This is a genomic window from Streptomyces sp. NPDC048001 (assembly GCF_043203115.1).
Classification (GTDB): domain Bacteria; phylum Actinomycetota; class Actinomycetes; order Streptomycetales; family Streptomycetaceae; genus Streptomyces; species Streptomyces sanyensis.
This window is the reverse complement of the sequence record NZ_JBIDBN010000001.1, coordinates 521,940-535,391: the sequence shown is the minus strand read 5'-3', so window position 1 is coordinate 535,391 and position 13,452 is coordinate 521,940. Positions and strand designations below refer to the sequence as shown.

The following is a 13,452-nucleotide window of genomic DNA, read 5'->3' as shown; positions in this document are numbered from 1 at the left end:
AGCCCGCCCCATCCCGCACCGGGGTCAGCGACGGGCATACTCGCGGAATCCGCGGCCCGTCTTGCGGCCCAGGCACCCCGCGGCCACCAGGTGCTCCAGCAGCGGTGCCGGGGCCAGGCCCGGGTCGCGGAACTCCCGGTGCAGCACCTTCTCGATGGCGAGCGAGACGTCCAGTCCGACGACGTCCAGCAGCTCGAAGGGCCCCATCGGGTACCCCCCGCCCAGCTTCATGGCCGCGTCGATGTCGTCCAGCGAGGCGTAGTGCTCCTCGACCATCTTGATCGCGTTGTTCAGGTAGGGGAAGAGCAGGGCGTTCACGATGAACCCCGCCCGGTCGCCGCAGTCCACGGGGTGCTTGCGGACCGTGGCGGTGACCTCCCGGACGGTGGCGTGGACGTCGTCCGCCGTCAGCACCGTGCGGACGACCTCCACCAGCTTCATCGCGGGCGCCGGGTTGAAGAAGTGCATCCCGACCACGTCCTGGGGGCGGGAGGTGACCCGCGCGCAGGCGATCACCGGCAGCGAGGAGGTCGTGGTGGCGAGCACCGCACCCGGGCGGCAGACCTTGTCCAGGGTGCGGAACAGCTCCTGCTTGACCTCCAGGTCCTCGGCCACCGCCTCCACCGCCAGATCGACCTCCGCGAAGGCGTCCAGCGAACCGGCCGGGACGATCCTGGCCAGCGTGCTCTCGCGGGCCTCCGCCGTCATGCGGCCCTTCGCCACCGAGCGCTCCAGCGACCGGGCGATCAGCCCCTTGGCCTTCTCCGCCTTCTCCGGGCTGCGTGCCGCGAGGACGACGTCGTACCCGGCCTTGGCGAAGACCTCGGCGATGCCGCTCGCCATGGTGCCCGAGCCCGCGACGCCGACCGAGGACACCTGTCGCGGGGCCGCGGCCCCTGCCGTGTCCGCCGACGGGGTCCGAGCGTCCGCCACCACCTCCGCGGAACCGGCCCCGGCGTAGGTGTAGAAGCCGCGGCCCGCCTTGCGCCCGGTCAGGCCCGCCTCGGCGAGCTGGCCGAGGATCGGTGCCGGGGCGTGCAGCCGGTCGCCGGAGGCCGCGTACATCGCGTCCAGCACGGTCCGGGCGGTGTCGACGCCGATCAGGTCGAGCAGCGCCAGCGGCCCCATCGGCAGGCCGCAGCCCAGCTTCATGGCCGCGTCGATGTCCTCCCGCGAGGCGTAGCGGGACTCGTACATGGCCGCGGCCTGGTTGAGGTAGCCGAAGAGCAGGCCGTCCGCGACGAAGCCCGGCCGGTCGCCGACCGCCACCGGCTCCTTGCCGAGCGCCCGCGCCAGTTCCGTCACGGCGGCGACGGCCTGCGGGGAGGTCAGCACCGAGGAGACCACCTCGACCAGCTTCATCGCCGGGGCCGGGTTGAAGAAGTGCAGGCCCAGCACGCGCTCCGGGCGCTGGGACTCGGCGGCCAGCCGGGTCACCGACAGGGCGTTGGTGCCCGTGGCCAGGATGGTGTCCGGGCGCACCACGGCGTCCAGTTCGCGGAACACCTGCTGCTTGAGTTCGTAGGACTCGGGCACGACCTCGATGACCAGGTCGGCCTCTGCCGCCGCGCGCAGCTCGGTGAAGGTCCGGAAGCGGGCGAGGGCGTCGCGGCGCTCCTGCTCGGTGATCCGCCCGCGCTCCACGGCGCGGGCCGTGGAGTCCGCGAGCGCGTCGGAGGCCCGGTGGGCCGCCTCGTCGCTGACGTCGATGCCGATGACCTCGCGGCCGGCCCGGGCCAGGACCTCGGCGATGCCGGTGCCCATGGTGCCGAGGCCGACCACGGCGATGGTGTGGAGAGGGGTGTCCATCACGGGACTCCAGGGATGAGTGACGGCTGAGGGGAGGGCGCCTGCGGAGTGCCTTCGCAGGCGGAGCCCGGTGCGACGGCGTACGGGACGCCGACGGGGGCCCGGCTGCGCGGGCATGCGCACGGGCGTACACGGGAGCCGACGGACTCTGTCCCCAGTCGCGTCGTACCGCACGGCGAGATGCCGAACCGATCAGCTCCGCGGACGGCTGCGTCACCAGGCCGCCGCGGGGTGCGGGGTTCAACCCGCTCACATGAGGTTAACCCGTGGGTAATGAGCGCGCCAGCCCCCGGCGACTGTGATCTGCGTCGCCGTGCCGCCGGATACCCTCGCCCCATGGACGAGGAACTGCGCTCGCTCGCACACCGGTTACGCGAGGAGTCGGGCGGCGGCCCGGCCTACGAGCACCTGCTGGCCGCCGCCGGCCCCGAGGAGCTGGCCGGGGTGCTCACCGAACCGGGGCGCCCGCTCTGGTCGCGCGAACTGGCCGCCTTCCGCCTCGGCTGCGCCGGCGACCCCCGGGCCTTCGAGGCCCTGGTCCTGCTGCTCAACCACCGCGACCCCGAACGCTGCGTCTCGGCCGCCCACGCCCTCCACCTCCTCGGCGACCCCCGCACCCCGCGCGCCGCCGCCGCCCTGGCCACCAACGAGCTCCGCATCGCCTACGCCCTCATCCCGGTCCGGCTGCTCGCCCGGCTCAGGGCCCCGGAATCGGCCCCCGCCCTGGTCACCGTCCTGAGGCGGCGCCTCGCCCCGGGCGACCCGCACTGGCGGGTCGCGCTGGCCTGCGTCGAGGGGCTCGGCGCCCTCGGGGACCCCGGCGCCACCGAGGCCGTACGCGCCGCCCTGCCGCATCCGCGCCTGGCGGCCGCGGCCTCCGCGGCCCTCGCGCGCCTGGAGCGCTGACCCCGCCGCCCGCTCACGCGCCCAGGTGCCCAGGTGCACCGCACCGACCGGGCCTGGGCAGCCGGGGGTGCACGGGCTAAGGTCGCAGGACGCGGCCCCGCGGTACGGGGCCGCGGGCGCGAACGGAAGCGAGGTGGGGCCGTGCACTGGCTCGGGGTACTGGCGACGGCGGTGGGTGCCGCGGCGCTCGTCCTGGGAGCGGCGGCGCTGCGCTCCGGCTGGACGCTTCCCTGGACGCGCGGCAAGGTCCTCAGGCCGCAGCTCTACGGGCTCGGCGGTGTGCTCTTCGGTGTCGCGTGCCTGGGGCAGGGGCTGTTCTCCCTCGGCGTGCTGCCCGCGGTGTCCCGGGATGTCCGCTTCTACGCGGTGTTCGCGCTGCTGCTCTGCGGTCTGCTGCTCATCGGCGTGAGCCAGATGCCGCGCACCGCCCGGCGCCGCGGCTGATGTCCCTCCGGGGCGGTCCCCTGCGCTCGCCCTGCGCTGCGGGAGTGCGGCCGGGTGCCCGGCGTACGGGCGCCCGTACCGCGGCGGAGGAGCCCTGCGCACGGGGAGTGCGGCCGCACGCGGAACACCAGTTCCCGTGGTCGGCGCGACGAGGATTTGGGCGGGGGTGCCCGAGGTGGTTGGCTTGGGGGCATCCCGCTGGAGCGACTGCTGGAGGAGAAGGAATGGCGCAGGTCGAGGCGACCACGGAACGGATCATCGCGGCGGACGCGGAGACGGTGTTCGACGCTCTGGCCGACTACGAGGGCACCCGCGCGAAGATCCTCCCCGAGCACTTCAGCGAGTACGAGGTCCGCGAGGGGGGCGACGGCGAGGGCACCCTGGTGCACTGGAAGCTCCAGGCCACCAGCAAGCGCGTCCGCGACTGCCTGCTGGAGGTCACCGAGCCGACCGACGGCGAACTCGTCGAGAAGGACCGCAACTCCTCCATGGTCACCACCTGGCGGGTCACCCCCGCGGGTGACGGAGCGTCCCGGGCCGTGGTGACCACCGTCTGGAACGGTGCCGGCGGCATCGGCGGGTTCTTCGAGAAGACCTTCGCCCCGAAGGGCCTCGCGCGGATCTACGACGCCCTGCTGGCCAATCTCGCCGCCCAGGTCGAGAAGGCGTAGGTCCCGGGCCCCGCGAAGCTCACCGGATCGGGTGGTCCCGACCGCGCCCCGGTCGACGCGCCCCGGCGCGCGCCGGGGCGCGGTCGCACCACGGCGCGCGGGCCGCATGCGCCCCGCCGGTGCGCGGCGCCCGCCCGTACCGGCCCGCAGCCGCCTCCGCCGTCCGGTAGGGTCCGCGCGCCGCAGCCCACCAGCACCAGGGAGGACACCGCCATGACGCAGCGCCCGGTACCGTTCGACGCACTGGACCGCAAGATCGTCGCCGCCCTGGTGGAGAACGCCCGCACCAGCTTCACCGAGATCGGCGCGGCCGTCGGCCTGTCCGCCACCGCCGTCAAACGCCGGGTGGACCGGATGCGCGAGGACGGCGTGATCACCGGCTTCACCACGACCGTCCGCCCCGCCGCACTCGGCTGGCGCACCGAGGCCTACGTCGAGGTGTACTGCGACAGCGCCGCACCCCCCAGGCGGCTGGCCGAGGTCGTGCGCGACTACCCGGAGATCATGGCGGCGATGACCGTCACCGGCGGCGCCGACGCCCTGCTGCACGTGCGCGCCCGCGATGTGGAGCACTTCGAGGAGGTCCTGGAGCGCATCCGGGCGGAGCCCTTCATCCGCAAGACGATCAGCTACATGGTGCTCTCCCACCTGCTCACCGCCAGCCCGGAGGCGGGCGCCGCCCTCGCGGCCCCCGAGGACCCGGCGGCCGCAGCGGACTCCACCGGGGACGCCTGAAGAATTCCTGCGCCCGGGGAGCAAAGCGCGCAGCATTCCTGCGTAGATGCGCAGGTGTCGTCTCTTGTCCGTCGTAGGTCCCGATTCCTACCGTGGTTGCTGTCACCGGACATGCGTCACCGGTTATCGCGACGACAGGAGGGCCCCTTCGGTGCCAACCCAGCGTGTGCCTCGCGTCAGGCGTTACCTGGTCTGTGAACCCCGGTACTTCGACGTGCAGTACGCCATCAACCCCTGGATGACCGGGGAGGCGCCCGTCGACCGGGACCGCGCCCTCGCCCAGTGGCAGGGCCTCGTCAACACCTACCTCGACCTCGGCCACACCGTCGACCACGTCCGGCCCGAACCGGGCCTGCCCGACATGGTCTTCGCCGCCAACTCGGCCCTCGTCCTCGACGGCCGCATCTTCGCCTCCCGCTTCCACGCCCCGCAGCGCCAGGGCGAGGAGCCCGCCTTCGAGGCCTGGTTCAAGGCCGCGGGCCACACCGTCCACCGCTCCGAGTCGGTGTGCGAGGGCGAGGGCGACCTCGTCCCCGTCGGAGGGTTCGTCCTCGCCGGCACCGGTTTCCGCACCACCCCGGCCGCCCACCGCGAGGCACAGGAGTTCTTCGGCACCCCCGTCGTCGGGCTCACCCTGGTGGACCCCTACCTCTACCACCTCGACACGGCCCTGTTCGTCCTCGACGACGGCCACGGGGGCGGCGAGGCGAACGTCTGCTACGTCCCCGACGCCTTCTCGCCCGGCAGCCGAGAGGTGCTGAAGCGCATGTTCCCCCACGCCGTGACCGCGAGCCGCGAGGACGCCATGGCCTTCGGCCTCAACTCCGTCTCCGACGGCCGCAACGTCGTGGTGCCGCTGCAGGCCGGCGCCCTCGCGGACCGGCTCGCCGAGCACGGCTACCACCCCGTCCCCGTCGACCTCTCCGAGTTCCACAAGGCCGGCGGGAGCGTCAAGTGCTGCACCCTGGAGATCCGCCCATGACACTCACGCCCGAACGCACCCGGCGCTCCTCCGCCGAGCTGATCGCCGCCGAGGACGGGGTCCTCGCCCACAACTACCATCCCCTCCCGGTGGTCGTCGCCCGTGCCGAGGGCGTCTGGGTCGAGGACGTGGAGGGCCGGCGCTACCTCGACATGCTGGCCGGCTACTCGGCGCTCAACTTCGGCCACCGGCACCCGGACCTGATCGCCGCGGCCCACCGCCAGCTCGACGCCCTCACCCTCACCTCGCGGGCCTTCCACAACGACCGGCTCGCCGGCTTCGCCGAGGGGCTCGCCGAGCTCACCGGCCTCCCGGCGGTCCTGCCGATGAACACCGGAGCCGAGGCCGTCGAGAGCGCCGTCAAACTCGCCCGCAAGTGGGCCTACGAGGTCAAGGGCGTCGCCCCCGACCGGGCCACCATCGTCGTGGCCGACGGCAACTTCCACGGCCGCACCACCACCATCGTCTCCTTCTCCACCGACGAGACCGCCCGCGGCGGCTTCGGGCCCTTCACCCCCGGCTTCCGGGTCGTCCCCTACAACGACCTCGCGGCCCTGGAGGCGGCCCTGGACGAGACCACCGCCGCCGTCCTCATCGAGCCGATCCAGGGCGAGGCCGGGGTCGTCATCCCCGACGACGGCTACCTCGCCGGCGTACGCGAGGCGACCCGCCGCGCGGGCTGCCTGCTCATCGCCGACGAGATCCAGTCCGGCCTCGGCCGCACCGGCACCACCCTCGCCGTCGACCACGAATCGGTGCGCCCCGACGTCCTGCTGCTCGGCAAGGCCCTCGGCGGCGGCATCGTCCCCGTCTCCGCGGTCCTGGCCCGCAGCGACGTCATGGCCGTGCTCCGCCCCGGCGAGCACGGCTCCACCTTCGGCGGGAACCCGCTCTCCGCCGCGGTCGGCTCCGCCGTGGTGGACCTCCTGGCCACCGGCGAGTTCCAGCGCAGGGCGACCGAGCTGGGCGAGGTCCTCAGGGACGGCCTCACCGCCCTGCTCGGCAAGGGCGTCGTCGGCTTCCGCTCCCGCGGCCTGTGGGCCGGGGTCGACATCGACCCCGCCATCGGCACCGGACGGCACATCAGCGAACGCCTCATGGCCGAGGGCGTCCTGGCCAAGGACACCCACGGATCCACCATCCGGATCGCGCCGCCGCTGACCATCACCGAGGAGGAACTCGCCACCGCCCTCGCCGCGCTGGAGAAGTCCCTGCGCTGAGCCCCCGGGCCGCCCGGGCACCCGCCCGGGCGGCCCCGCCCGGCCACGGCGCCGCACCGGCTGCCCGTCCTCACCGCCCCGGACCCGCTCCGCGGTCTAGACTCGCGGTCCCGGACCCACCCCCGGGACCCCCCGGTCCCGGACCCGCCGGAACGGAGAGCGAGAGTTGCGGATCCTCATCAGCGCCGACATGGAGGGCGCCACGGGGGTGACCTGGCCCGCCGACGTACTCCCGGGCACCCCCCAGTGGGAGCGCTGCCGCGCACTGTTCACCTCCGACGTCCAGGCGGCCGTCCTCGGCTTCCTCGACGGCGGGGCGGAGGAGGTCCTCGTCAACGAGGCCCACTCGACGATGCGCAACCTGCTCCTCGAACGGCTCGACGAGCGGGCGCAGCTGCTCACCGGCCGCCACAAGTCCCTCTCCATGGTCGAGGGCGTCCAGCACGGCGACGTCGACGGCATCGCCTTCGTCGGCTACCACACCGGCGCGGGCGAGGAGGGCGTCCTGGCCCACACCTATCTCGCCAACTCCATCACCGGTGTCTGGCTCGACGGCGTCCGCGCGGGCGAGGGCCTGCTCAACGCCCGTGTCGCCGCCGAGTTCGGAGTCCCCGTCATCCTCGTCACCGGTGACGACCTGACCTGCGAGGACGCCCTCCGCTACGCGCCCGGGGCGCGGAAGGTCGCCGTCAAGGACCACGTCTCGCGCTACGCCGCCGTCTGCCGCACCCCCGCCCGGACGGCCGCCGAGATCCGCGCCGCCGCCCGCGAGGCCACCGCCCTCGCCGTCCGCCACGAGCCCGTGCACGAGGGCCCGTTCACCGTCGAGGTCGAGTTCGACGCCGAGCACCTGGCCGCGGCCGCCACCGTCGTGCCCGGCGTGGAGCGCGCCACCGGCGGCGAACGCCGCGTCGCCTACACCAGTCCCACGATGTACGAGGGCATCCGCACCTTCAAGGCGGTCACCACGATCGTCTCCGCGGCCGTGGAGGAGAGCTATGGCTGAGCAGACCACCGCACCCTCGCCCGTCGACGGCACCGCGCTCGACGAGGTGGTCGCCTTCACCTCGGACCTGATCCGCATCGACACCACCAACCGCGGCTCCGGCGACTGCCGGGAGCGCCCCGCCGCCGAGTACACCGCCGAGCGCCTCGCCGACGCCGGCCTCGACCCCGTGCTGCTGGAACGCACCCCCGGCCGGACCAACGTCGTCGCCCGCATCCCCGGCACGGACCCCTCCGCCGACGCCCTCCTCGTCCACGGCCACCTCGACGTCGTCCCCGCCGAGGCGGCCGACTGGAGCGTCCACCCCTTCTCCGGGGAGATCCGCGACGGCGTCGTGTGGGGCCGGGGCGCCGTCGACATGAAGAACACGGACGCCATGGTCCTCGCCGTGGCCCGGGCCTGGGCCCGCAGCGGGGTGCGGCCGCGCCGCGACATCGTCCTCGCCTACACCGCCGACGAGGAGGACAGCGCCGCCGACGGCGCCGCCTACCTCGCCTCCGAGCACGCGGCGCTCTTCGAGGGCTGCACCGAGGGCATCGGCGAGTGCGGCGCCTTCACCGTCCACGCGGGCGGGCTGCGCCTGTACCCCGTCGGCGCGGGCGAACGCGGCACCGCCTGGCTGAGGCTGACCGCCCGAGGCCGCGCCGGACACGGCTCCAAGGCCAACCAGGCCAACGCCGTGACCCGGCTCGCCGCCGCCGTCACCCGCATCGGCGAGTACCGCTGGCCGGTGCGCCTGACCCCCACCGTGCGTGCCGCGCTGACCGAGCTGTCCGCGCTGTACGGCATCGACGCCGACGTCCAGGCCCCCGGCTTCGACGCGGACGCGCTGCTGGAGCGCCTCGGCCCCGCCGCGGCCCTGGTCCGGGACACCCTGCGCAACAGCACCAACCCGACGCTGCTGGAAGCCGGTTACAAGGTCAACGTCATCCCCGGGCAGGCCACCGCCCTCGTCGACGGCAGGATGCTGCCGGGCACCGAGGAGGAGTTCGCCGCCACCCTGGACCGCCTGACCGGCCCGGACGTCGACTGGGCCTTCCACCACCGGGAGATCCCGCTCCAGGCCCCCGTCGACTCGCCGACCTTCGCCAAACTCCGCGCCGCCCTCGCGCACTTCGATCCGGGCGCCCACGCCGTGCCCTTCTGCCTGGGCGGCGGCACGGACGCCAAGCACTTCTCCCGGCTCGGCATCACCGGCTACGGCTTCTCCCCGCTGCGGCTGCCCCCCGGCTTCGACTACGGCGCCCTCTTCCACGGCGTGGACGAACGTGTGCCCGTGGACGCCCTCCACTTCGGCGTCCGCGTCCTCGACCACTACCTGCGCACCGCCTAGGAGGCCGCGATGGTGCCCACGGGCCCCTACGGAACCTGGCCCTCGCCGATCGGGCCGGGCCTCGCCGCAGCCCGCGACGGGCACCCCGACCACCTCGGCACGGTCGGCGCCGAGGTGTGGTGGACCGCGCCCCGCCCCGCCGAGGACGGCCGCCGCACGCTCGTCCGCCTGCGCGCCGACGGGCGCGAGGAGACGGTGCTCCCGGCGCCCTGGAACGTCCGCTCCCGGGTCATGGAGTACGGCGGCCACCCCTGGGCCGGGGACCCGCTCGCGGCCGGCGGCCGTCCGCTGGTCGTCTTCGTCCACTTCCCCGACCAGCGCCTCTACGCCTTCGAACCGGACACCCCCGGCGCCCGGCCACGCCCGCTGACCCCCCTCTCGGCCGTCGGCGGCGGACTGCGCTGGGCCGACCCGCAGCTCCACCCGGACCGCGGCGAGGTGTGGTGCGTCCTGGAGGAGTTCACCGGCGAGGGGCCCGCCGAGCTGCGCCGGGTGATCGCCGCCGTCCCCCTCGACGGCTCGGCGGCCGAGGACCGCGCGGCCGTCCGCGAACTCGGCGGCGGGCACCGCTTCCTGACCGCCCCGCAGCGTTCCCCCGACGGCCGGCGCGCCGCCTGGATCGCCTGGGACCACCCCCGGATGCCCTGGGACGGCACCCGTGTCCTGGTCGCGGACGTCCCCGCCGAGGGCCCCTTCACCGGGGTCCGGCAGGTCGCCGGCGGCGACCGGGAGTCCGTCCCCCAGGTCGCATGGGCGCACGACGGCTCCCTGGTGTACGCCTCCGACGCCGGCGGCTGGTGGGAGCTGCGGAGCCTGCGGCCCGGGAACGGGGGCTTCGGCCCCCCGCGGGAGCTGTGCCCCGGCCGCGAGGAGGAGTTCGCCGGCCCCCTGTGGACCCTGGGCTCGGCCTGGTTCCGCCCGCTGGCCGGGGGCATGATCGCCACCCTCCACGGCAGGGGCGCCGCCGTCCTCGGCATCCTGGACGCCGAGACCGGGGAACTGGTCGACGCACCCGGCCCCTGGACCGAGTGGTCGCCCACCCTCGCCGTCAGCGGCGACCGCGTCATCGGCGTGGCCGCCAGCCCGCGCAGCGGCCACGAGGTCGTGGAGCTCGACACCCGCACCGGCCACGCCCGCGTCCTCGGCAGCCCCCACGACGACCCGGTCGACCCGGCGTACTACCCCGAACCGCAGCTGCGCACCTTCACCGGTCCGGGCGACCGGGACGTCCACGCCCGCGTCTACCCGCCGCACAGCCCCGACCGCACGGCCCCGGGCGAGGAACTGCCGCCGTTCGTGGTCCGGGCCCACGGCGGGCCCACCGGCCGGGCGCCGCTCGCCCTGGACCTGGGCATCGCCTACTTCACCTCCCGCGGCATCGGCGTCGCCGAGGTCGACTACGGCGGCTCCACCGGCTACGGCCGCGCCTACCGCGAGCGGCTGCGCGGCCAGTGGGGCGTGGTCGACGTCGAGGACTGCGCGGCGGTCGCCCGCGCACTCGCCGAGGAGGGGACGGCCGACCCCGCCAGGCTGGCGATCCGCGGCGGCAGCGCGGGCGGCTGGACCGCGGCCGCCTCGCTCGCCACCACCGACCTGTACGCCTGCGCCACCGTCCTGTACCCGGTACTGGACCTGGAGACCTGGTCCGAGGACGAGACCCACGACTTCGAGTCCCACTACCTCCACTCCCTGGTCGGCCCCCGCTCCGAGGACCCCGCCCGGTACCGGGAGCGCTCGCCCGCCCACCACACCGACCGGGTCACCGCCCCGTTCCTGCTGCTCCAGGGCCTCGACGACGCCGTCTGCCCGCCCGCGCAGAGCGAGCGCTTCCTCGCCCGGATCGCCGGCCGGGGCGTCCCGCACGCCTACCTCGCGTTCGCCGGGGAGGGCCACGGCTTCCGCCGGGCCGGCACCCTGGTCCGCGCACTGGAGGCCGAACTCGCCCTTTATGCACAGGTGTTCGGGGCGGCGCGCTCCGACGTCCCCCCGCTGGAGCTGGACACATGACCTCGCCGCCCGGCGCCGCCCCCACCCCCGCACCGGGCCCCGACGCCGTCCGCGCGCTCACCCGCCCGCCGCGTCTTCGCCCCGGGGACCGGGTCGCCGTCGTCGCCCCGAGCGGACCGCCCCCGCCCGAACGGCTGGAGGCCGGGCTGCGCATCCTGCGCGACTGGGGCCTGGACCCCGTCGCCCTGCCCCGCACCCCCGCCGCCCACCGCGGCCTCGCCTACCTCGCGGGCGAGGACCGGCTGCGGGCACAGGAACTGACCGAGGCATGGTGCGACCCGGCCTTCGCCGCCGTCCTGAGCGCCCGCGGCGGGTACGGCGCCCAGCGCATGGTCGACCTCGTCGACTGGGACGCGGTCCGCGCCGCACCCCCCAAGCCCTTCGTCGGCTACAGCGACGCCACCGCGCTCCACGAGGCCTTCGCCGTCCGGGCGGGCGTGGCCACCCTGCACGGCCCCATGCCCGCCACCGAGGCCTTCCTCACGGACGCCGCCGCCCGCGCCTCCCTGCACACCGCCCTGTTCGACCCCGAGCGCGCACGGGTCGTCGAAGCCCGCTCCGGGGCGCGGGCCATGGTCCCGGGCCGCGCCCGCGGCACCACGCTCGGCGGCTGCCTGGCGCTGCTCGCCGCCGACCTCGGTGTCCCCGGCGCCCGGACCTCCGCTCGCGGCGGGCTGCTGCTCCTGGAGGACGTCGGCGAGGACGACTACCGCATCGACCGACTGCTCACCCAGCTGCTGCGCGCCGACTGGCTCACCGGCGTCGCGGGCGTCCTGCTGGGCTCCTGGGCCGACTGCGGCCGCTACGAGGAGGTCCGCGCGGTCCTGCTCGACCGCCTCGCCCCGCTGGGCGTCCCCGTTGTCGAGGAGTTCGGCTTCGGGCACGGCCCCGGTGCGCTCACCGTCCCGCTCGGGGTCCCGGCGCTCCTGGACGCCGACGCGTGCAGACTGGTGCTCGACGTCGCGCCGCTGCGGTGAGCGACCGGGAGAAGGGCGGGACCGGCATGGCGGAGCAGACCGGCGCGTACACGGCCGCGGGCCGCCGCGTCGCCCTGCGGCCCTTCGCACCGGGCGACGGAGCCGAGTTCACGGCCCGCGCCCGGGAGAGCACCGGCCTGCACCGGCCGTGGCTCTTCCCCCCGCTGACCGAGGAGGCGTACGCGGACTACGCCCGGCGCCTCACCGAGGACCCGGCACGCGCGGGCTTCCTGGTCTGCGAGCGGCCGACCGGGGCCCTCGCGGGCTTCGTCAACGTCAACAACATCGTCGGGGGAGCGTTCCAGTGCGGCGCCCTCGGCTACGGCGCCTTCGCGCACGCCGCGGGCCGGGGCCTGATGGGGGAGGCGCTGCGGCTGGTGATCGCCCACGCCTTCGGCCCCCTGGGCCTGCACCGGCTGGAGGCCAACGTCCAGCCGGGCAACACCGCCTCCCTCGCGCTGGTGCGCTCGGCCGGTTTCCGGCGGGAGGGCTTCTCCCCCGACTTCCTCCACATCGACGGGGCCTGGCGCGACCACGAACGCTGGGCCCTCACCCGGGAGTCGGCCGGGCGGGACGCCTCCGGCGCCCGCCGCTGACCCGGGGGCGGCCGCGGCGGGGCCCGGCCGTCCGCCGGGCCCGCACACGGCGGGCGGACCCGGATCCGCCCCGGCTATCCTCGCGGCATGGACGCAGCACCAGGGCCGCGGATGACGGCCGTTCCGGCGGGACGGGTCACCCTCTCGGACCGCCGCACCCGGCGCAGTTGGTCCGTCGACGTGGCCCCCTGCCTGCTCGGCACCCACCCCGTGACGCAGGAGCTCTACGCGGACGTCACCGGTGCCCGCCCGAGCGCGGCGGAGGGCCCCGCGCTGCCGGTCGAGAGCGTCTCCTGGCAGGACGCCGTAGCCTTCTGCAACGCCCTCTCCGCCCGGGAGGGGCTCGCCCCCGCCTACCGCGCCGCGGACGCCGCGGACGCCGTGGAGCGGGACCCGGCGGCCGGCGGCTACCGGCTGCCCACCGAGGCCGAGTGGGAGCACGCCTGCCGCGCCGGCACCGGGCAGGCCCGCTACGGACCGCTGGACGAGATCGCCTGGCACCGCGCCAACGCGGGCGGCGCCCCCCGCCCGGTCGGCGGCAGGCGCCCCAACGCCTGGGGCCTGCACGACATGCTCGGCAACGTCTGGGAGTGGTGCTGGGACCTCTACGACCCCGAGGTCTACGGAAGCTACCGGGTGCTGCGCGGCGGCGGCTGGTTCGACGAGCACTGGAGCTGCCGCGCCTCCGTCCGGCGGCGCAGCCATCCGACGCTGCGCATCGACGACGTGGGCTTCCGGGTGGCCCGGGACGCGGCGCCCTGAGCCC

At 75.3% G+C, this 13,452-nt stretch carries 13 protein-coding genes; 12 read left to right on the top strand and 1 reads right to left on the bottom strand.

The window, feature by feature from the left end; genetic code table 11:
• Window positions 1–24: 24 nt before the first annotated feature.
• Window positions 25–1,809, bottom strand: coding sequence for a 3-hydroxyacyl-CoA dehydrogenase family protein (locus ACGF15_RS02255; RefSeq protein ID WP_392796608.1), 1,785 nt, complete (start codon window positions 1,807–1,809; stop codon window positions 25–27).
• A 336-nt stretch (window positions 1,810–2,145) separates the two neighbouring features.
• On the opposite strand from ACGF15_RS02255, the gene ACGF15_RS02250 reads away from it, so the two are divergent.
• The 12 genes from ACGF15_RS02250 (at window position 2,146) to ACGF15_RS02195 (ending at window position 13,448) form a co-directional block, all read left to right on the top strand.
• Window positions 2,146–2,715 carry a HEAT repeat domain-containing protein gene (locus ACGF15_RS02250; RefSeq protein WP_345608935.1) on the top strand — a complete coding sequence of 190 codons (570 nt, stop codon included), beginning with the start codon at window positions 2,146–2,148 and terminating at the stop codon, window positions 2,713–2,715.
• Window positions 2,716–2,856: 141 nt separating this feature from the next.
• The gene (locus ACGF15_RS02245) at window positions 2,857–3,159 is read left to right on the top strand and encodes a hypothetical protein (RefSeq protein WP_345608933.1); all 303 of its coding nucleotides are present in this window, start codon (window positions 2,857–2,859) and stop codon (window positions 3,157–3,159) included.
• 224 nt (window positions 3,160–3,383) lie between these two features.
• The gene (locus ACGF15_RS02240; RefSeq protein ID WP_345608931.1) at window positions 3,384–3,830 is read left to right on the top strand and encodes an SRPBCC family protein; all 447 of its coding nucleotides are present in this window, start codon (window positions 3,384–3,386) and stop codon (window positions 3,828–3,830) included.
• A 213-nt stretch (window positions 3,831–4,043) separates the two neighbouring features.
• Entirely contained in the window at window positions 4,044–4,565 is a 522-nt protein-coding gene (locus ACGF15_RS02235) for an Lrp/AsnC family transcriptional regulator (protein ID WP_392796607.1), read from the top strand.
• A gap of 151 nt (window positions 4,566–4,716) precedes the next feature.
• The gene (gene ddaH, locus ACGF15_RS02230) at window positions 4,717–5,547 is read left to right on the top strand and encodes a dimethylargininase (protein ID WP_362612355.1); all 831 of its coding nucleotides are present in this window, start codon (window positions 4,717–4,719) and stop codon (window positions 5,545–5,547) included.
• Complete coding sequence (gene rocD / locus ACGF15_RS02225; RefSeq protein WP_362612358.1) at window positions 5,544–6,767, top strand: ornithine--oxo-acid transaminase; 1,224 nt, start codon at window positions 5,544–5,546, stop codon at window positions 6,765–6,767. Before ddaH ends, rocD begins: the two co-directional genes overlap by 4 nt.
• Before the next feature lie 166 nt (window positions 6,768–6,933).
• Window positions 6,934–7,773: a M55 family metallopeptidase gene (locus ACGF15_RS02220; RefSeq protein WP_392796606.1), complete on the top strand. Its 840-nt coding sequence runs from the start codon at window positions 6,934–6,936 to the stop codon at window positions 7,771–7,773.
• Window positions 7,766–9,106, top strand: a complete 1,341-nt coding sequence (locus tag ACGF15_RS02215; RefSeq protein ID WP_362612361.1) for a M20/M25/M40 family metallo-hydrolase — start codon at window positions 7,766–7,768, stop codon at window positions 9,104–9,106. Before ACGF15_RS02220 ends, ACGF15_RS02215 begins: the two co-directional genes overlap by 8 nt.
• 9 nt (window positions 9,107–9,115) lie before the next feature.
• Complete coding sequence (locus ACGF15_RS02210; protein ID WP_392796605.1) at window positions 9,116–11,113, top strand: prolyl oligopeptidase family serine peptidase; 1,998 nt, start codon at window positions 9,116–9,118, stop codon at window positions 11,111–11,113.
• Window positions 11,110–12,090 carry an LD-carboxypeptidase gene (locus ACGF15_RS02205; RefSeq protein ID WP_362612366.1) on the top strand — a complete coding sequence of 327 codons (981 nt, stop codon included), beginning with the start codon at window positions 11,110–11,112 and terminating at the stop codon, window positions 12,088–12,090. Before ACGF15_RS02210 ends, ACGF15_RS02205 begins: the two co-directional genes overlap by 4 nt.
• Window positions 12,091–12,116: 26 nt before the next feature.
• Entirely contained in the window at window positions 12,117–12,686 is a 570-nt protein-coding gene (locus ACGF15_RS02200) for a GNAT family protein (protein WP_362612369.1), read from the top strand.
• 87 nt (window positions 12,687–12,773) lie between these two features.
• The gene (locus ACGF15_RS02195) at window positions 12,774–13,448 is read left to right on the top strand and encodes a formylglycine-generating enzyme family protein (protein ID WP_392796604.1); all 675 of its coding nucleotides are present in this window, start codon (window positions 12,774–12,776) and stop codon (window positions 13,446–13,448) included.
• Window positions 13,449–13,452: the final 4 nt, after the last annotated feature.

What these genes read in the sequence shown, in the direction of transcription:
- ACGF15_RS02255 (WP_392796608.1), bottom strand. Translation starts at nt 1,809, where the DNA reads ATGGACACCCCTCTCCACACCATCGCCGTGGTCGGCCTCGGCACCATG.
- ACGF15_RS02250 (WP_345608935.1), top strand. Translation starts at nt 2,146, where the DNA reads ATGGACGAGGAACTGCGCTCGCTCGCACACCGGTTACGCGAGGAGTCG.
- ACGF15_RS02240 (WP_345608931.1), top strand. Translation starts at nt 3,384, where the DNA reads ATGGCGCAGGTCGAGGCGACCACGGAACGGATCATCGCGGCGGACGCG.
- ACGF15_RS02235 (WP_392796607.1), top strand. Translation starts at nt 4,044, where the DNA reads ATGACGCAGCGCCCGGTACCGTTCGACGCACTGGACCGCAAGATCGTC.
- rocD (WP_362612358.1), top strand. Translation starts at nt 5,544, where the DNA reads ATGACACTCACGCCCGAACGCACCCGGCGCTCCTCCGCCGAGCTGATC.
- ACGF15_RS02215 (WP_362612361.1), top strand. Translation starts at nt 7,766, where the DNA reads ATGGCTGAGCAGACCACCGCACCCTCGCCCGTCGACGGCACCGCGCTC.
- ACGF15_RS02210 (WP_392796605.1), top strand. Translation starts at nt 9,116, where the DNA reads ATGGTGCCCACGGGCCCCTACGGAACCTGGCCCTCGCCGATCGGGCCG.
- ACGF15_RS02205 (WP_362612366.1), top strand. Translation starts at nt 11,110, where the DNA reads ATGACCTCGCCGCCCGGCGCCGCCCCCACCCCCGCACCGGGCCCCGAC.
- ACGF15_RS02200 (WP_362612369.1), top strand. Translation starts at nt 12,117, where the DNA reads ATGGCGGAGCAGACCGGCGCGTACACGGCCGCGGGCCGCCGCGTCGCC.
- ACGF15_RS02195 (WP_392796604.1), top strand. Translation starts at nt 12,774, where the DNA reads ATGGACGCAGCACCAGGGCCGCGGATGACGGCCGTTCCGGCGGGACGG.